Raw genomic sequence first — 17163 nt, forward strand, 5'->3', positions numbered from 1 at the left:
AGAAGAGACGTCTTATGAAAGCAGTTATGTTGATGTTTGATACGCTGACCCGTAATCATCTTGCGCCATATGGTGGAGATGCGATCACGCCGAATTTCACTCGCCTGGCGCAGGAGTCAGCGCAGTTTGACAACTTCTACGTCGGCAGTATGCCGTGTATGCCCGCACGACGTGAACTGCATACCGGGCGTTATAACTTTTTGCATCGCAGTTGGGGCCCGCTGGAACCTTTCGATTTCTCGGCTTTTCAGACGCTGCGTCAGGCGGGCATTCACACGCATCTGGTGACCGATCACAAGCATTACTGGCGTGACGGCGGGGCGACCTATCATCCACGTTACTCCACCTTTGAATTTATTCGTGGTCAGGAAGGCGACAGTTGGAAAGGTCAGGTGGAGAAACCTCTTATTCACTGGCAGGGTAGAGAAGACGAAGAGACATTGCGTCGTCGTAGCGGGAGGATGATCCAGGATTTGATTAATCGTGCCGCTATGCCCACGCAAGAGGAACACTTCACCCACCGCACCATCAGCGCAGGTATCGAGTTTCTGGAGACCAATCGGCATCAGGATAACTGGCTATTGCAGATTGAGTGCTTCGATCCCCACGAACCGTTTTTCGTACCAGAGAAGTATCTGGCTCAATATGGTTGCAAGCCGGAAGAATTTGATGGTTGGGTGCCCTATTATTGCGGTGCTCCGGGCAGTGCGAATGATGACAAGGTCAGAAAATTTTACCAGGCATTGATCACCATGTGTGATGACTACCTCGGACAGGTGATGGACAAACTGAAGGCGTTGGATCTGTGGGAGGATACGCTGTTTATCGTCTGTACCGATCATGGCTTCCTGTTGGGTGAGCACCAGTGGTGGGGCAAAAACATCATGCCGGTGTACAACGAAATAGCCAACACGCCGTTTTTTATTCGCGATCCGCGTTGTAATGCAGAAGGTGTAAGGCGTAGCGCACTGGCTCAGACGATAGATATCCCCGCGACATTACTGGAGTACTTCGGGGTTCCCTTACCGTCGTCAATGACCGGAAGGCCGTTACGTCCGGCAGTCGAGAGCGATTCTCCGGTGCGCGATTATGCGCTGTATGGCTATTTTGGCGGCCATATCAATATCACCGACGGTCAGTCTGTGTACATGCGCTGCCCGCGTGAAGAGGGCAACGCAGGACTGTACGAGTACACGCTGATGCCGACGCGAATCGACAGCATGTTTAAACCCGGTGAATTAAACAATATTCGCATCCATCCGGGGTTTGATTTTACCCAGGGTGCGCAACTGATGCAGATCCCGGCGACGTTCGGCTATCTGAATCCGTGGCGTTTTGGCGATAAGCTTTTCGAACTGTCCGGCGATCCGCAACAGAAAGATTCTCTGCACGACAGTGAGCGTGCATTTCATCTGGCGCAGGCGATGAAGCAATTGATGCAGGATCATGATGCACCGCCGGAACTTTACGCCCGTTTCGAACTTGACGTGCTATCCCGTGCCAGGGAGGCGTCTTTTACACTACGCAGAGAAAACGGCAATAATCACTGTGAAACGCCAGGCGTGCAGGAAGCATTGCGGTTTGTGCTGTCGGCATTTGCAGACCAGGCGCAACAAGTGCTGGCGCATTTCGCCGAAGGGCATCTGTTCACCGAAGCCGATATCTTAGCGCTTATTGACCAGCATTTTGCGGGTGACAGGCACAAAGCCTTGATCTATCAGACCCGGCTGTTGCTGAGAACGGAATAAGGGAAATAAGGATGATCTGGCAACTGGAAAATCCGCGTTTTTGTGTCGATATCAACGCATCAGGCGCAGAACTGACTCGCATCTGGGATCGTCGACAGAACAGAGAGTGGTTATGGCAAGCCACGCCCGGCGTCTGGAATAACAGCGCAACGCAATTGTTTCCGGTGACCGGGCGTTTGATCCACCAGGGAGTGTGGGAGGGGGCAGACTTTTATGCGCTGCCTGACCACGGTTTTTTGCGCCATCAAACGTTTACCTGCGTGGAGCGATGCCACGACTGGCTAACACTGGAAGCTATGGCGACGGATAAAACGCTTTCTGTCTGGCCCTGGCGGTGGCGAATTCAGGTGACATTTTCGCTGGACGATACGGGGATCCGCGTTTGTCAGCGGGTATTTAATGATGACGTTCGTCCGTTTTGGTTTTCACTCGGCTGGCATCCCGGTTTTTCCTTACCGATAACCAGACCTGGCTGGCAAGTGGAATTTGTAGGCAAGCCAGTCCATGGACCGTTTTACACTCGCGACAGAACCCTTGTCGTTCCTGATAATCCACCTGAGACGTGGCGTTTTCTCTTAACCGCAGAATGTTTTAAATCTGGTGCCGTTTATTTTGGCAACAGTCAGGAGCAGAGAGTCATTGTGCGCTCCCCGCAAGGCCAGATCGCGCTGACGCTGGAAACGGGTATGCAGGGGTGGCTGGTGCTGTGGGGCGTTCCGGGAAGCGATCTGCTCTGCATTGAGCCGTTGGCAGGAACGACGGACGATCCTGAATTTCAGGGACAGGTGATGAATAAGCGAGGAATGCGGTGTCTTGTTCCTGGTGAATGTCAGTGTTTTGAGACTCGCGTCGGTTTTGCTGTGGACGAGTGAGGAAGGGATTGCCAGAATACGGCAATTCTTTTCGCGACAACGGCAGGGAGTCATCATGAGTGTGAATCGGGACAATGTTCGGGTCTACATCCGCAATGTAATGGGGGGACTGGGAGAGACCGATCGGCAGATCGCACAATTCATCCTCCGCCAACCCGCGCAGGTAGCTCAAATGCCTGTCAGTAAACTGGCGCAGGCGGTGCAACTGAGTGAAGCAACCATTGTGCGCTTTTGCAAAAAAATCGGTTATACCGGTTTGTTAGAACTCAAAAGCGCCCTGAAACGGGAACTGCTTGAAGAAAGCGAACAGACGTTGCCGGTTTCCCCGGATATTTTTCTTGATGACTCACGCAAAGATGTTGCGCAGAAGATTGCGATGACGGTGGAAACCACTCTGAAAGAAACGATTGACTTGCTGGATATGCGGGTAGTGCATCCTGTGGTGCAACAACTTATGACGGCCAACCGGGTACTCTTTGTCGGTTTTGGCGCGTCAGGCCTCGCAGCGATGGAGGCGCGCGACAAAATGAATCGTCAGGGTATCGATTCGGAAGCCTACACGGACCGCTTCACCATGACGCTAAAACTGGCGAATCTGAAGCCGGAGGATTTGGTGGTGGCGTTTTCTCATTCGGGGGAAACACCGGAAGTCGTCAATGCTTTTACGCTGGCAAAAAAGGCTGGCGCGCAGTGTCTGGCGATCACCCATAGCCCGCATTCGCCATTGACCGAAATGGCTGATCGCTATGTGCTCACTAGCGGGAGCGCCGGGCCGTGGCAGGGAGATTCTATCGCCACGCGCATCTCCCAACTGTTCATTATTGAGTTTCTGTGCACCGAAATCACGCGGCACAATTTTAAAGACAGCGCGTCGACGGGATTGTCGATCAAAGAATTACTGATAAAAGAAAGGATTAAACGTGAGTCAACGGGATAATACAAATCTGTCTACAGATAACCTAAATGGCAAATGGTGGCAGGCAGGCAAAACGCCCGATTACCGTTTTACACTGGCGAATGAACGTACGTTTCTGGCATGGATCCGTACCGCGCTGGCGCTGATGGCGGGTGCCGTCGGGATCGAACAATTCTCCCCAGCGCTCTCCAGCGCAGAGCTCAGAACCACACTGGCGATGCTACTGCTCGTTGCGGCAACGGGCACAGGCGTGATGGCCTGGCGGCGCTGGCGACAAAACGAATACGCAATGCGTCTGGATAACGATTTGCCGTACACGTCGGGGCTTCTGCTCTTATCGGGGTTGATGCTGCTGCTGGCAATACTGCTTGCGGTGCTTCTCTGGCAAGGGCGGGGAGGATGAGTCGTGACTCGGGTCTACAACCGGAACGTACCGAACTCGCCTGGCGTCGCACCGGGTGGTCGATGCTCATTCCGGCATTGCTCTGCCTGCGTGGCTGGATACGAAGTGGTCATGTGCTTTATGCCCTCAGTGGGATACTTTTACTGATAGGGACGTTGACGTTACTCTGTGGAATCATTCGTGGTCGCTATATGTTGATTTCTCTGCTCGTGGTGCTTTCGGGGGTAATACTGCTGATAAACCAGGGAGAGTATTTGGCGGGTTGGTAAGAAAATCGCCAGTTCAACGCGGGATTACGGCGTAATAGCCCATCTGTTTGCATAGATTCTGAGCAAAGACGCCGGAATTCGGACACTCTCTCTTATCACTTCATGGAATGAGCGCTACCATAGCCCGATTGCAATGACAGGAGATGTCCATGAGCGAGCAAGCTATTCGTTTAACGCAGTACAGCCACGGAGCGGGTTGCGGTTGTAAAATTTCCCCGAAAGTGTTGGAAACCATCCTGCACAGCGAGCAGGCGAAGTTTGTCGACCCGAACCTGCTTGTGGGAAATGAAACCCGTGACGACGCGGCGGTATACGATCTGGGCAATGGCACCAGCGTCATCAGTACCACTGACTTCTTTATGCCGATTGTCGATGATCCGTTTGATTTTGGCCGCATTGCGGCGACCAACGCCATTAGCGATATTTTCGCGATGGGCGGCAAACCGATTATGGCGATCGCGATCCTGGGCTGGCCAATCAGTAAGCTGTCACCAGAAATCGCCCGCGAAGTGACCGAAGGCGGACGTTTTGCCTGTCGTCAGGCGGGCATTGCGCTGGCGGGCGGTCACTCGATTGATGCGCCGGAACCAATCTTTGGTCTGGCGGTGACCGGCATCGTCCCCACTGAACGGGTGAAGAAAAACAGCACTGCCCAGGCCGGCTGTAAGCTTTTCCTGACCAAGCCGTTGGGCATCGGCGTGCTGACCACCGCTGAGAAAAAATCGCTGTTGAAACCTGAACACCAGGGGCTGGCGACGGAAGTGATGTGTCGGATGAATATTGCCGGGGCGTCATTTGCCAACATCGACGGCGTCAAAGCCATGACCGATGTGACTGGCTTTGGTCTGTTGGGCCACCTCAGCGAGATGTGCCAGGGCGCAGGCGTGCAGGCGCAGATTTGTTATCAGGACATCCCTAAACTGCCGGGAGTGGAAGAGTACATCCGCCTGGGCGCCGTGCCGGGCGGCACTGAGCGTAACTTTGCCAGCTATGGACACCTGATGGGAGAAATGCCGCAGGCGGTGCGCTCCCTGCTGTGCGATCCGCAAACCTCCGGTGGCCTGCTGCTGGCGGTGATGCCAGACGCCGAAGAGGAAGTTAAAGCGACAGCCGCCGAGTTTGGTATCGAACTGACGGCGATTGGCGAACTGGTTGAAGCCCGTGGCGGACGCGCCATGGTTGAGATCCGTTAATTCGATGCGGTTGTTTATTGCCGAAAAGCCGAGTCTGGCACGTGCCATTGCCGATGTGCTGCCTAAACCGCACCGCAAAGGCGATGGTTTTATTGAATGCGGTAACGGTCAGGTGGTGACCTGGTGTATTGGTCACCTGCTTGAACAGGCGCAGCCCGATGTCTATGACAGCCGTTATGCGCGCTGGAATCTGGCCGACCTGCCGATCGTGCCGGAAAAGTGGCAATTGCAGCCGCGTCCTTCCGTAACCAAACAGCTCAACGTGATCAAACGCTTTCTGCATGAGGCCAGTGAGGTTATCCATGCGGGCGACCCGGATCGCGAAGGGCAACTGCTGGTCGATGAGGTGCTGGATTACCTGCAACTGGCACCGGAAAAGCGTCATCAGGTGCAGCGCTGTTTGATCAACGATCTCAACCCGCAGGCCGTTGAGCGCGCCATTGAACGTTTGCGTTCAAACAGTGAATTTGTGCCATTGTGCGTGTCAGCGCTGGCTCGCGCCCGCGCGGACTGGCTGTACGGCATCAACATGACCCGGGCGTACACTATCCTCGGACGTAATGCCGGTTATCAGGGGGTACTCTCCGTCGGACGCGTACAGACGCCGGTGCTTGGACTGGTGGTACGCCGTGACGAAGAGATCGAAAACTTCGTTGCCAAAGATTTCTTTGAAGTGAAAGCGCATATCGTGACCCCTGCGGATGAACGTTTCACCGCCATCTGGCAGCCAAGCGAAGCGTGTGAACCGTATCAGGACGAAGAGGGGCGTTTGCTACATCGTCCGCTGGCGGAGCATGTGGTCAACCGCATCAACGGACAGCCGGCGATTGTCACCAGCTATAACGATAAACGGGAATCAGAATCCGCACCGCTGCCGTTTTCGCTCTCCACATTGCAGATTGAAGCGGCAAAGCGCTTTGGTCTGAGCGCGCAGAACGTGCTCGACATCTGCCAGAAACTGTATGAAACCCATAAACTCATTACCTACCCGCGTTCCGATTGCCGCTATCTGCCGGAAGAGCACTTTGCCGGACGTCATGCGGTGATGAACGCCATCAGCGTGCATGCGCCGGATCTACTGCCGCAACCGGCGGTGAATCCCGATACCCGCAATCGCTGCTGGGATGACAAAAAGGTCGATGCGCACCACGCCATTATCCCTACGGCACGCAGTAACAACATCAATCTGACGGAGAACGAAGCGAAGGTGTACAACCTGGTCGCCCGTCAGTACCTGATGCAGTTCTGCCCGGATGCGGTATTCCGTAAATGCGTGATTGAACTGGACATCGCGAAGGGTAAATTCGTTGCTAAAGCCCGGTTCCTCGCAGAAGCGGGCTGGCGGACGCTGCTCGGCAGTAAAGAGCGTGATGAAGAGAACGACGGCACGCCGCTGCCGGTGGTGGCGAAAGACGATGAATTACTGTGCGAAAAGGGGGAGGTTGTTGAACGCCAGACCCAGCCGCCGCGCCACTTTACCGATGCCACGCTGCTGTCGGCGATGACCGGGATCGCGCGCTTCGTGCAGGATAAAGATCTGAAAAAGATCCTCCGCGCAACGGATGGGCTGGGCACCGAAGCCACCCGCGCCGGGATCATTGAACTGCTGTTTAAGCGCGGCTTTCTGGTCAAGAAAGGGCGTTACATTCACTCCACCGATGCCGGGAAAGCGCTGTTCCACTCGCTGCCGGAGATGGCGACCCGTCCTGACATGACCGCCCACTGGGAGTCGATACTGACGCAAATCAGCGAAAAGCAGTGCCGCTATCAGGATTTTATGCAGCCGCTGGTGGGGACGCTGTATCAACTGATCGATCAGGCGCGGAGTACGCCGGTACGCCGCTTCCGTGGCATTGTGGCACCCGGCGATGCAGATAAGAAAAAGAGCGCGCCCCGCAAACGCGCGGCGAAAAAAAGCCCGCCATCAGCAGAAGCAGAGGCGGGCGTGTAATACGCTCGTGCCGCGGTGAATTAAATCACACCCTGGCCAAACATGGCGTCGGCAATCTTCACGAAGGCTGAGATGTTCGCCCCACGGACATAGTTGGTCTGCTTGCTTTCGCCACCGTACTCGACGCAGGCATGGTGAATATCAAGCATAATGTGGTGCAGACGGGCATCCACTTTTTCCGCCTTCCAGCTCAGACGCGCAGCGTTCTGCGCCATTTCCAGACCGGAGGTGGCAACGCCACCGGCGTTCGCTGCTTTGCCCGGTGCAAACAGCACGCCGGCTTCGAGGAACAGGTCGGTTGCCTCGATGGTGGTCGGCATGTTTGCCCCTTCCGCCACCGCCTTCACGCCGTTGGCGATAAGCTGACGGGCAGCGTCGACATCGAGTTCGTTCTGCGTTGCACACGGCAGGGCGATATCGACCGGCACTGACCACGGCTGTTTACCTTCCAGATAGGTCAGGCCAAACTCACGGGCGTAGTCGGCCACGCGACCGTCGCAGCTGGCCTTGATTTCGCACAGACGCGCCAGTTTCTCTTTCGTAAAGCCGCTCTCATCCACGACGGTGCCGCTGGAGTCGGAGGCCGTCACCACGCGAGCGCCAAATTCCATCGCTTTTTCAATGGCAAACTGCGCCACGTTGCCGGAGCCGGAAACCGCCACGCGCATCCCTTCAAAGCCCAGACCATGACGCTTGAGCATCGCTTCGGTGAAGTAGACCAGACCGTAGCCGGTTGCTTCTGGACGGATAAGGCTGCCGCCGAAGGAGAGTCCTTTGCCGGTAAACACACAGCCGCTGTTGTTGGAAAGCTTACGCATCATCCCGGCCATAAAGCCCACTTCACGACCGCCCACGCCGATATCTCCGGCAGGAACGTCAGTATCCGGCCCCAGATGACGATACAGTTCAGTCATCAGCGCCTGACAGAAACGCATCACTTCGCCTTCACTTTTCCCTTTCGGGTCGAAATCACTTCCGCCTTTACCGCCGCCCATCGGCAGGGTGGTCAGCGCATTTTTGAAGGTTTGCTCAAAACCGAGGAACTTCAGGATCGACAGGTTCACGGAAGGGTGGAAGCGCATCCCGCCTTTGTACGGGCCAATCGCCGAGTTGAACTGTACACGCCATGCACGGTTAACCTGGACCTGATTACGATCGTCCAGCCACACGACGCGGAACTGAATCACACGCTCTGGCTCAACCAGACGTTCCAGCAACGACATTTCACGATAACGCGGGTTTTGCTCAATGAACGGCCACAGGGTGGTCATGACTTCACGGACGGCTTGCGCGAACTCGGTTTGATTCGGGTCGCGCTTTTGGACATGGTTGAGGAATGATTCCAGAGAGCGTGTCTGATCCATAGATATAAAAACCTCTTATATTTTAATGTGGTTGTATTTATGTTGTTTGTATTAAGTGCATTTGCAGATTTTGACTATACCACCAGGAATGTGACGGATAGCAAGGAAAAAATGCCGGAGCCAGACAAATTAATAACGAAACGGCTGTCATAACGAAAAGCGATGACGCAAGAGAGTAAAGTTTCCCGCGCGGGTTACCGTTATACTGAGAACAGTCCCGAAATAGTAAGGAAACCCTATGCGTTTTATCGCGATGGCGGCAGCGCTGATGACACTCTCTTTATCCACCCTGGCGAATCAAAATATTCGCCCGGATGTTCAGGTGAACGTACCGCCGGAGGTCTTCAGCTCCGGTGGGCAGCGCGCGCAGCCCTGTAATCAGTGCTGCATTTATCAGGATCAGAATTATTCAGAAGGGGCGGTGATTAAAGCCGATGGCGTGCTGTTGCAGTGTCAGCGCGATGAGAAAACGATCGGCACGAATCCGCTGGTCTGGCGGCGCGTAAAATCATAAAGGCGTTAAGCAGAGGAACATCGGCGGGGGCGAGCGGATAGTCCAGCGCGGCCTGCGGTTCACACCACACCAGCTGCTGGTGCTCATGCGCTATCACCTCTCCGCTGAACGCGGGGACATGCCAGGCATGCAGATGAATCATCCGCCCGGAGACTTCACGCTGATGGCTGGCAATATAGCACCCTACCGTGGCCTCAATCCCTAGCTCTTCACGCAGTTCGCGGACCAGCGCCTGTGGCTGCGTTTCGCCCGCTTCCACCTTGCCACCGGCAAATTCCCATAGTCCCGCCTGGTCCGCCTGTGGCGGGCGCTGGGCGAGCAAAATTTTGCCATCACGTTCAACGATCGCGGCAACAACGTCGAGGGTTTTCATCATATTCGTCAATGTTCAACAGCAGAAAGTGACATACTATCGTCATCTTTGATTGACCTGAAGTCCCAGGAGTCCCCCTTGAACGATCCGCAATCGTGGGTAACGCCGCTGACCCGCCTCCCTGCCTCTCTTAGCCCTCTCGTGATGACGCAAAAAAAACACTACGGCGAGGTACTACATCCGACGCGCTGGTGGGGGCGGATGCCGTTTTTGTTCTGGCTGGTGGCGCTGTTTGTGGGATTTCTCGAACGTAAACGCGCCCGTCTGACGCCGGTGATGCGGGCGCTGCTGATGACGCGCGTGTCGCAGGTCTGCCATTGCGCATTCTGCGTGGACGCCAACAGCCTGCGTCTGGCAGAGCGCTGTGGCGCGATGGAAAAAGTACTGGCGGTGGCGAACTGGCAGGCATCGTCGCTTTTTACGACAGAAGAGCGCATTGCGCTGGCCTATGCTGACGCCGTGACCGCCACGCCGCCGCAGGTAGACGATGCCCTGAAAGCGCAAATGAAGCAGCATTTCAGCGATGAGGTCATTAGTGAGATGACCGCGCTGCTGGCCTTCCAGAACCTCTCGGCGCGTTTCAACGCCGCGCTGGACATTCCTTCGCAGGGGCTGTGCGACAGTCTCAAAGGAGCGCCGCGTGCTTGACAGGCATCTTCATCCGCGGCTCAAACCGCTGCTCCACCGCTGCGCGGGCGTGCTCGACAGGCCGGGGATTTCTCCGGACGGGCTGACGCTCGTTGGATTTGCTCTCGGCGCGCTGGCGTTGCCGTTTCTGGCCCTGGGGTGGTATCTGGCGGCGCTGGTGGCGATTGCGCTGAACCGGCTGTTGGATGGTCTTGACGGCGCGCTGGCGCGACGCAGAGGACTCACCGATGCGGGTGGCTTTCTCGATATCGCGCTCGACTTCTTGTTTTACGCGCTGGTGCCGTTTGGCTTCATTCTGGCCGATCCGCAGCATAACGCGCTGGCGGGAAGCTGGCTGTTGTTTGCGTTTATCGGCACCGGCAGCAGCTTTCTCGCCTTTGCTGCGCTGGCCGCAAAGCACAATATCGATAACCCCGGCTACGCACACAAGTCTTTTTACTATCTGGGCGGATTGACGGAGGGAACGGAAACGATCGCACTCTTTGTGCTCGGCTGCCTTTTCCCGGCGTACTTCGCCGTACTGGCGTGGATCTTCGGCACGCTGTGCTGGATGACGACGCTGACGCGCGTCTGGAGTGGTTATCTGACGCTGAAAGGGCTTCAGCGTCAGAATGGGTGAGATTATTTGCTGCTGTCCGGGCCGCGTTCGCCTGTGGAGACCGGGTTTTTCGGATCGCTGCTCCACTCATACCAGCCGCCGTCATAGACTGAGACGTTTTTCCAGCCCATCGCCCGGGCGTACATAAACGTCTCTGACGCGCGCCAGCCGGTGCCACAGTAGAAGGCGACCTGCTGATCCGGCAGTATGTGCCACTGCTTCCACATTGCGGCGATATCTTCCGCGCTGCGCATGGTGCCGTCCGGGTTATGGAAGTCTTCCATATGGGTCGAGTCGCTGCCGGCATGTCCCCAGCGCGCGCCGGCAATTTCACCTTTTGGCTTGATGTAGCTGTAGCCGCTGGTGGTGCCGATAAATTCCGGCCAGGAGCGAATACTGACCAGCGACGCATCCTGACGGTGCAACAGCCCGCGCGCCTGCTCCATATCAAGCATTAACTGCGGCTGCGCCGGAATGGTCACGCCAAAATCGGGCTCCGGTTTCACCTTCGCGGGTGTACCGCGCTCGACCGGCAGCCCGGCATCAGACCAGGTCTGCCAGCCACCGTCGAGCAGGCGAACGTCTTTCACCCCGGCATACAGCATGATCTGCGCCACCCGTGCCGCGGCGTAAACATCGCGACCGTACAGGATAACCGTGGTGTCGTGACGGATACCGTGTTTCGCCAGCATCGCCTGCAGGCTGGCGTCGGAGACTTTGTTCCACAGCGGCTCGCTTTCCACTTCGTTGGTGTCGATGTAATCCGCACCCGGAATATGGCTGAGCAGATAAAACTTCGGCGCGCCCCAGGCGGCTTCGATCACTTTCCAGTCACCGGCGGGTTTCGCGGTCACCTCTTTACCCTGTTGCAGGTCATGCAGCCACTGCGGATAAACCAGCTGTTCGAAATGCGGCAGTCGTTGCAGACGGGCGGGCTCCTGCAGCGCGTCGCTCAGCGTGGCAACCTGCTGCAGTCCCGCTTTTTGCAGTCGACTTTTCACCGCCTGCACATCGCTGTCGTTGCCGTACAGCGCGACAGGGGCGGCGGATTTCAGTTGATGCTGCTGGATCCAGGCGTTGAGCTGTTCGTCGCTCATGTTGTCGAGCCAGCCTGCAGAGAGATTCAGGGCGGAGGGTTCATGGCCGGAAGGGCCGTTTAACGACTGCGGCCAGCCATTGTAGAACGCGCTTGGGCGGGTATCGATGGCTGTACCCTGTTTTTGCGTCAGTTGTTTGAAGTTGAGCGCCTGCGCCATATCAGCAGCCCAGGTGGAAGCGCAAGCGAGCCCTAAAGCCAGTGCCAGCGCGGTCATTTGAGAAACACGTTTCATCGAATTGCCCGACGTTGAGATAAGGAGGCGTCATTCTGTGCTCGCTGTAGCTGAAAAACTTTGCGTTAACGCAGTATGTGCGCAGTTTCACTATGCGGGAGATAACTGCAAAACGTGGCCTCCCGGCGGAACATCCTGCGCGTCATGGGTCACCTGAACGACCGGAATGTCCAGTCGACGCACTTCGTCAAAGACCCACTGACGAAAGTCTGCCCGTCTGTCAGTATCAAGACGGCTGAAGGGTTCGTCCAGCAGCAATGTTCTGGGCTGTGCCAGCAGGGCGCGAAGCAGCGCGACCCGCGCGCGCTGGCCGCCAGACAGCGTGGCGGGATCGCGAGAAGAGAAACCCGCCATGCCCGCGCGTTCAAGCGCGTGATGAACCGCATCGTGGCGCGCCGGGCCTTTCAGACCGGCGGGGAGCGCCAGCAGCAGGTTTTGCCCCACCGTAAAATGATCAAACAGCAGGGCATCCTGAAATAAAATGCCGGTCTGGCGTTGGGCCGTCGGGAGCACATCCAGACGTTGTTCATCCCGCCACAGTTCACCGCTGGCGTGCAGTGGCGGTGTCAGCGCACCCACCATCCAGGCCAGTAGTGAAGACTTGCCGCAGCCGGAGGGGCCCATTAATGTGACAATGTCACCTTTTGCAACGTCGAAGGTTAACGGGCCAAACAGCGGGGCCTGGTTAAGAAACAGAGTAAGATGGCGAACGGTGAGCATTAGCGCAATCCTTGCCGGCGGTGGCCGACCCATGATGAAAGCCCGGCCATCAGTGCGAACACTAACAGCGGTAACAGCAATTGCCAGAGCGCCTGCGCGGCCAGGATACCGGTGCTGCCACCGCTGCTGAGGGCGACCGCTTCCGTCGTCAGCGTCGGGAAACGGCCCGCGCCCAGCCACAGCGTCGGCATGTACTGCGCGATACTGACGGAGAAACCCACCGCCAGCGCCACCAGTGCAGGACGTAAAATCAGCGGGCATTTTACGGTGCAAAAGATTTTCATCGGCGACCAGCCCAGCGTGCGGGCAATCAGCAGCAGACGGGGATCGATGCGTTGCCAGGCCGGTTTCAGGACGAACAACATCCACGGTGCTACCCACAGCAGATGCCCCCAGACGATCGTTGCAAACTGGCCGTCCTGTTCAAGGTGCAGCGCCAGCGCATATTGCCCCATCACCAGCGGCAGCGCCGGAAGGAGGATCGGCAGCCAGACCCAACGATGTCCGCGCTGCGGCCCCCATTCCAGCCATAGCAGCAAAATGACCAACCCCAGCGCGCTGGCGGCCAGTCCTGCCATTACGCTGTGGGTTAATGCCTCGGGATTAAGCGCGGATTGCTGTGCGAGAAGGGTCAACAATACCGTGCACAGCACACCCGTTGCGGGTAGCGACAGCGACAGTGTTTTCCCTGTCAGAGGTGGAACACGGTGTTGACGCACGCCGCGGATGTCGGGAAGCGTGCGTCGCCAACCGCGCCAGAGCAGGTAGCCTGCGAGGATAAAGAGGGCGAGTAGCGCCAGTAAAAGCAGGCTCGCCAGCGCGCCTTTGATCTGCTGTTCACTGTCTCCCTGACTAAGCCACTGCCAGCAGAGGACCGCCAGCGTTGGCGGGTTGCCGGGACCCAGGATAATGGCAACATCTACCACCGAAATCGTCCACGCCACCACGGCCAGCATCACGATACCCAGCCCGGGGGCAATGGTGGGCAATAACAACCAGCAGAGCGCCTGTCGGCGGCTGTAGCCCAGTGAATCCAGGACGATGACTTGCTGAGCCAGTCGTTTCTCACTCAGTAAAATAGATAAAATCCACAGCACGAACGCGCTCTCTTTCACCGCCAGCGTCACGCCAAGCCCAATGCCGTAGCGATCGAGCGCGGGCGAGAAAAACGGCAGCGCGCGCCAGAGCAGTCCGCCTTCGGCAAAGAGCAGCAGCGCGGCGCTGGCAAACGCGACATGGGGAATGGCGAGCAGCCACGGCAGGCGGGTACTCAACCGCCGCCAGCGTATGCCTGGCCAGAGCGCCACCACAACCGTTAGCGCAATAAACAGCGCGCCAGCGGCGGCGATGAACACTGAAACCACGGTTGCCAGCAACGCCTGCGGCAGTTGGGGATCGGCAAAAAGCGCCTGCCAGTTCGCCAACGACAGCGCGGGGGCGATTAGCAGCACGCTGGCCGGCAGTACTGGCGCGTATATTGTCGCCATGCCCAGCCAGGCAAGAAGCATTAGCGCGAGCCGTAGCGGCGCAGCCATTCTTGCTCCAACGCGTTAACCCAGGCCGCATGAGGCTCGGGCAGGACGGCGGGCAGGCCATCCGGCATGCGTGCTTCCAGCGCCGCCTGCTGCGCGGCGGGCAGTTTTTTCGCATCCAGGACCGACGGATCGCCCCAGACTGTCGGGTCGGCCTTCCGCAACTGGGCGTCAGGCGAGAGCAGGAAGTTGGCGACCAGCTTCGCTCCGGCGCTGGCAAGGGCATTAGCCGGAATGGTGACAAAGTGAACGTTGCCAATCATTCCTTCGCTAAAGCCAAAGCTGTAGCTGCTTTTCGGCAATTCACCGCTGGCGACTTTTTGCTGAGCGTGCGCGGGGTTAAAGGTTAACGACAGGCGCAGCGTCCCGCTGTTGAGTAACGCGTCCATCCGCGCCGGAGATGGCGGGAAATCCTTGCCTTCGCGCCACAGCGCGGGATGCAGCGCGTCAAGGTAGCGCCACAGCGGCGCGGTCACCCGGGCGAAGGTGGTGGCATCCGGTGCGACGGTGAGCGCATGCGGAGAGTCTGTCAGCGAGATCAGTAACTGCTCCAGGAACGCCGTGCCGGTAAAGTCCGGTGGTCGAGGGTAGCTGACGGTACCGGGATGCGCCTGGGCAAATGCCAACAGCGCCTGCGGACTCTGCGGCGACTGCGGCGTCACGTTGCTGTCCGCGATAAACGTCAACTGCGCGCCGCCCCACGGAGATTCGGCCCCGTCAGTGGGAATAGAGAAATCTTCACGTACCGGTTTTTGCGTATCGACATAACGCCAGTTGGGCAGCGTTTCCGCCCACTGGGTCTGCAACAATCCCGCCTCTTTCAACGTGCGGAAGTTTTCACCGTTGACCCACAGCAGGTCGACAGAACCGCCGGTTTTCCGCCCGGCGGCGGCTTCCGTCTGGATACGCTTCACGGCATCAGCCGCATCGGCGAGGCGCACGATTTTAAGATTGACCGCATAGTGCGTTTTCATCTCGCCGCTGACCCAGTCAAGGTACTGGTTAATGGCGGTGTCACCGCCCCAGGCGTTGAACCAGACGGTCTGGCCTTTGGCTTCATCTTTGATCTGCTGCCAGTTCTGTTCGGCGTGGCTCTGAGCGGTCAGCAACAGGCCCGCAAGTAGTAATCCCCAACGCATCGTTACTCCTGAAAAAAACGTGTTGCCAGCCAACGGGAGGCCAGCGGTAATAACCCCAACAGGGCAAACGCGGCCAGCATCGCGGGAGAGATAATGTCGCGTATTGATGTTAACTGGCTTAACTGGCGTCCGGCGTTCAGATAAACCACGGTGGCAGGTAGCATCCCCAACTGGCTGACCCACCAGTAACGGCGCACACTGACGGCGGTGAGGCCTGCCAGCAGGTTGACGACAACAAACGGAAACAACGGCATCAGGCGGAGCGCAAAGAGATAAAAGGCGCCGTCTCGCGCCATCCCATTATTCACCGTTGCCATGTGCCGGGCAAAACGCCGCGACACCCAGTCACGCAGCAGATAACGACTGGTGAGCATGGCGAGCGTCGCGCCAAGCGTCGAAGCAAAAGAGACCAGCAACGTACCTTGCCAGAGGCCAAACAGCGCGCCGCCGAGCAGCGTCAGCAGCGCCGCGCCGGGAATCGACAGCGCCGCGATAGCGGTATAGAGCAGAAAATAGAGACTGGCGCAAAGAAAAGGGGACTGGCGCTGCCAGTCCGCCAGCAGTGAATGATGGTGCTTAAGCGTCTCCAGCGTGAGCAGGCCGGGGGGCAACGCCCAGAGCACCCCGGCGAGACAGAGGATCAGTGCGCCTGTTAACCCCATCTTTCTGGCGTTCACGACTGAACATCAAACCTTAAACGTTGCCCACACCGGTGCATGGTCAGACGGTTTTTCCATACTGCGAATGTCATAGTCAATACCGGTTTCCACACAGCGCTCCGCCAGCGGATTGCTTGCCAGCAACAGATCAATACGCAGACCGCGGTTATCATCGAATCCCTTCGAACGGTAATCAAACCACGAGAATTTGTCGGCAGATTCCGGGTGCGCATGGCGGAAGGTGTCAACCAGACCCCAGCCCAGCAGGCGGTCCATCCATTCGCGCTCTTCCGGCAGGAACGAACACTTGCCGGTGCGCAGCCAGCGCTTGCGGTTCTCTTCGCCAATGCCGATGTCCCGATCGGACGGGCTGATATTCATATCCCCCATGATCAGTACCGGATTGTCACGCTTCAGTTCGTTGTCGAGATAGTTTTGTAAGTTCTGATAAAACTGCGCTTTGGCCGGAAACTTAATCGGATGGTCACGGCTTTCGCCCTGCGGGAAATAGCCGTTGATCACCGTCAGGTTGCCCAGTGGAGAGGGGATCTCCGCCATGATGATGCGGCGCTGAGCCTCTTCGCCATCATCGGGAAAACCCCGTCGCACGGCGATGGGCGTCTCTTTGGTCAGCAGCGCCACGCCATAGTGACCTTTCTGACCGTGATAGAAAACGTTGTAGCCGAGTTTTGCGACATCCTCGAGCGGGAACATGTCGTCGTGAACTTTTGTCTCCTGCAGGCCAATAACATCGGGTTGGTGTTTTTCGACGATGGCTTCCAGTTGATGAGGTCTGGCGCGCAGGCCGTTGATATTAAAAGAGACAAATTTCATAGTCGCTGCCACTTTGCTGGATGAATAGTGCATGGATGGTAGCAGAATTTCCGCAAACTGACTGCTCATAATGGTGAGATTCCGGCAATGAGTGCGAAT

At 57.3% G+C, this 17163-nt stretch carries 18 protein-coding genes; 10 read left to right on the forward strand and 8 right to left on the reverse strand.

The features are described 5' to 3' along the window. The first annotated feature begins 14 nt into the window (after nucleotides 1-14). From QQZ17_RS06255 to topB, 7 genes are all read left to right on the forward strand, one after another. Entirely contained in the window at nucleotides 15-1748 is a 1734-nt protein-coding gene (locus QQZ17_RS06255; RefSeq protein WP_152404945.1) for a sulfatase, read from the forward strand. A gap of 11 nt (nucleotides 1749-1759) precedes the next feature. Continuing rightward, nucleotides 1760-2620: an aldose epimerase family protein gene (locus QQZ17_RS06260; protein ID WP_152404944.1), complete on the forward strand. Its 861-nt coding sequence runs from the start codon at nucleotides 1760-1762 to the stop codon at nucleotides 2618-2620. 55 nt (nucleotides 2621-2675) lie between these two features. Then, complete coding sequence (locus QQZ17_RS06265; RefSeq protein WP_152404943.1) at nucleotides 2676-3557, forward strand: MurR/RpiR family transcriptional regulator; 882 nt, start codon at nucleotides 2676-2678, stop codon at nucleotides 3555-3557. Further along, entirely contained in the window at nucleotides 3541-3939 is a 399-nt protein-coding gene (locus QQZ17_RS06270) for a YidH family protein (RefSeq protein ID WP_284554117.1), read from the forward strand. Before QQZ17_RS06265 ends, QQZ17_RS06270 begins: the two co-directional genes overlap by 17 nt. After that, entirely contained in the window at nucleotides 3936-4208 is a 273-nt protein-coding gene (locus QQZ17_RS06275) for a DUF202 domain-containing protein (protein ID WP_152404942.1), read from the forward strand. The genes QQZ17_RS06270 and QQZ17_RS06275 overlap by 4 nt, the downstream gene beginning before the upstream one ends. A gap of 149 nt (nucleotides 4209-4357) precedes the next feature. Beyond that, nucleotides 4358-5401: a selenide, water dikinase SelD gene (selD, locus tag QQZ17_RS06280; RefSeq protein ID WP_152404941.1), complete on the forward strand. Its 1044-nt coding sequence runs from the start codon at nucleotides 4358-4360 to the stop codon at nucleotides 5399-5401. Between the two features lie 4 nt (nucleotides 5402-5405). After that, nucleotides 5406-7352, forward strand: coding sequence for a DNA topoisomerase III (topB, locus tag QQZ17_RS06285; RefSeq protein WP_152404940.1), 1947 nt, complete (start codon nucleotides 5406-5408; stop codon nucleotides 7350-7352). Between the two features lie 20 nt (nucleotides 7353-7372). Here the strand turns inward: topB and gdhA are convergent, their stop codons facing one another. Further along, nucleotides 7373-8716, reverse strand: coding sequence for an NADP-specific glutamate dehydrogenase (gdhA, locus tag QQZ17_RS06290; RefSeq protein ID WP_152404939.1), 1344 nt, complete (start codon nucleotides 8714-8716; stop codon nucleotides 7373-7375). Between the two features lie 253 nt (nucleotides 8717-8969). Between gdhA and QQZ17_RS06295 the strand changes: the two genes are divergently transcribed. Next, nucleotides 8970-9230, forward strand: a complete 261-nt coding sequence (locus tag QQZ17_RS06295) for a YnjH family protein (protein WP_187696667.1) — start codon at nucleotides 8970-8972, stop codon at nucleotides 9228-9230. On the opposite strand, the gene QQZ17_RS06300 is transcribed toward QQZ17_RS06295, so the two are convergent. Beyond that, nucleotides 9142-9606 carry a pyrimidine (deoxy)nucleoside triphosphate diphosphatase gene (locus QQZ17_RS06300; protein WP_152404937.1) on the reverse strand — a complete coding sequence of 155 codons (465 nt, stop codon included), beginning with the start codon at nucleotides 9604-9606 and terminating at the stop codon, nucleotides 9142-9144. The genes QQZ17_RS06295 and QQZ17_RS06300 overlap by 89 nt on opposite strands. A gap of 75 nt (nucleotides 9607-9681) precedes the next feature. On the opposite strand from QQZ17_RS06300, the gene QQZ17_RS06305 reads away from it, so the two are divergent. Continuing rightward, entirely contained in the window at nucleotides 9682-10251 is a 570-nt protein-coding gene (locus QQZ17_RS06305; protein ID WP_152404936.1) for a carboxymuconolactone decarboxylase family protein, read from the forward strand. Continuing rightward, on the forward strand, nucleotides 10244-10870 hold the full coding sequence (locus tag QQZ17_RS06310; protein WP_152404935.1) for a CDP-alcohol phosphatidyltransferase family protein: 627 nt from the start codon (nucleotides 10244-10246) through the stop codon (nucleotides 10868-10870). Before QQZ17_RS06305 ends, QQZ17_RS06310 begins: the two co-directional genes overlap by 8 nt. Before the next feature lie 2 nt (nucleotides 10871-10872). On the opposite strand, the gene QQZ17_RS06315 is transcribed toward QQZ17_RS06310, so the two are convergent. The 6 genes from QQZ17_RS06315 to xthA form a co-directional block, all read right to left on the reverse strand. After that, nucleotides 10873-12180, reverse strand: a complete 1308-nt coding sequence (locus tag QQZ17_RS06315) for a rhodanese-like domain-containing protein (protein WP_152404934.1) — start codon at nucleotides 12178-12180, stop codon at nucleotides 10873-10875. A 90-nt stretch (nucleotides 12181-12270) separates the two neighbouring features. Beyond that, nucleotides 12271-12900: an ATP-binding cassette domain-containing protein gene (locus QQZ17_RS06320; RefSeq protein ID WP_152404933.1), complete on the reverse strand. Its 630-nt coding sequence runs from the start codon at nucleotides 12898-12900 to the stop codon at nucleotides 12271-12273. After that, on the reverse strand, nucleotides 12900-14435 hold the full coding sequence (locus QQZ17_RS06325; RefSeq protein ID WP_152404932.1) for an ABC transporter permease subunit: 1536 nt from the start codon (nucleotides 14433-14435) through the stop codon (nucleotides 12900-12902). Before QQZ17_RS06325 ends, QQZ17_RS06320 begins: the two co-directional genes overlap by 1 nt. After that, entirely contained in the window at nucleotides 14408-15571 is a 1164-nt protein-coding gene (locus tag QQZ17_RS06330) for an ABC transporter substrate-binding protein (RefSeq protein WP_152404931.1), read from the reverse strand. The genes QQZ17_RS06325 and QQZ17_RS06330 overlap by 28 nt, the downstream gene beginning before the upstream one ends. 2 nt (nucleotides 15572-15573) lie before the next feature. Next, on the reverse strand, nucleotides 15574-16233 hold the full coding sequence (locus tag QQZ17_RS06335; RefSeq protein WP_152404930.1) for a TVP38/TMEM64 family protein: 660 nt from the start codon (nucleotides 16231-16233) through the stop codon (nucleotides 15574-15576). A 24-nt stretch (nucleotides 16234-16257) separates the two neighbouring features. Then, nucleotides 16258-17064 (reverse strand): exodeoxyribonuclease III, encoded by an 807-nt coding sequence (xthA, locus tag QQZ17_RS06340; RefSeq protein ID WP_152406339.1) that lies wholly within the window; start codon nucleotides 17062-17064, stop codon nucleotides 16258-16260. Between the last annotated feature and the right edge of the window lie 99 nt (nucleotides 17065-17163).

This window comes from Citrobacter sp. T1.2D-1, from assembly GCF_950098555.1.
Taxonomy (GTDB): Bacteria; Pseudomonadota; Gammaproteobacteria; order Enterobacterales; family Enterobacteriaceae; genus Citrobacter_A; species Citrobacter_A telavivensis.

Coding starts and splice junctions, on each gene's coding strand:
- QQZ17_RS06255 (WP_152404945.1), top strand. CDS start 15: ATGAAAGCAGTTATGTTGATGTTTGATACGCTGACCCGTAATCATCTT.
- QQZ17_RS06260 (WP_152404944.1), top strand. CDS start 1,760: ATGATCTGGCAACTGGAAAATCCGCGTTTTTGTGTCGATATCAACGCA.
- QQZ17_RS06265 (WP_152404943.1), top strand. CDS start 2,676: ATGAGTGTGAATCGGGACAATGTTCGGGTCTACATCCGCAATGTAATG.
- QQZ17_RS06275 (WP_152404942.1), top strand. CDS start 3,936: ATGAGTCGTGACTCGGGTCTACAACCGGAACGTACCGAACTCGCCTGG.
- selD (WP_152404941.1), top strand. CDS start 4,358: ATGAGCGAGCAAGCTATTCGTTTAACGCAGTACAGCCACGGAGCGGGT.
- topB (WP_152404940.1), top strand. CDS start 5,406: ATGCGGTTGTTTATTGCCGAAAAGCCGAGTCTGGCACGTGCCATTGCC.
- gdhA (WP_152404939.1), bottom strand. CDS start 8,716: ATGGATCAGACACGCTCTCTGGAATCATTCCTCAACCATGTCCAAAAG.
- QQZ17_RS06295 (WP_187696667.1), top strand. CDS start 8,970: ATGGCGGCAGCGCTGATGACACTCTCTTTATCCACCCTGGCGAATCAA.
- QQZ17_RS06300 (WP_152404937.1), bottom strand. CDS start 9,606: ATGATGAAAACCCTCGACGTTGTTGCCGCGATCGTTGAACGTGATGGC.
- QQZ17_RS06315 (WP_152404934.1), bottom strand. CDS start 12,180: ATGAAACGTGTTTCTCAAATGACCGCGCTGGCACTGGCTTTAGGGCTC.
- QQZ17_RS06320 (WP_152404933.1), bottom strand. CDS start 12,900: ATGCTCACCGTTCGCCATCTTACTCTGTTTCTTAACCAGGCCCCGCTG.
- QQZ17_RS06325 (WP_152404932.1), bottom strand. CDS start 14,435: ATGGCTGCGCCGCTACGGCTCGCGCTAATGCTTCTTGCCTGGCTGGGC.
- QQZ17_RS06330 (WP_152404931.1), bottom strand. CDS start 15,571: ATGCGTTGGGGATTACTACTTGCGGGCCTGTTGCTGACCGCTCAGAGC.
- QQZ17_RS06335 (WP_152404930.1), bottom strand. CDS start 16,233: ATGGGGTTAACAGGCGCACTGATCCTCTGTCTCGCCGGGGTGCTCTGG.
- xthA (WP_152406339.1), bottom strand. CDS start 17,064: ATGAAATTTGTCTCTTTTAATATCAACGGCCTGCGCGCCAGACCTCAT.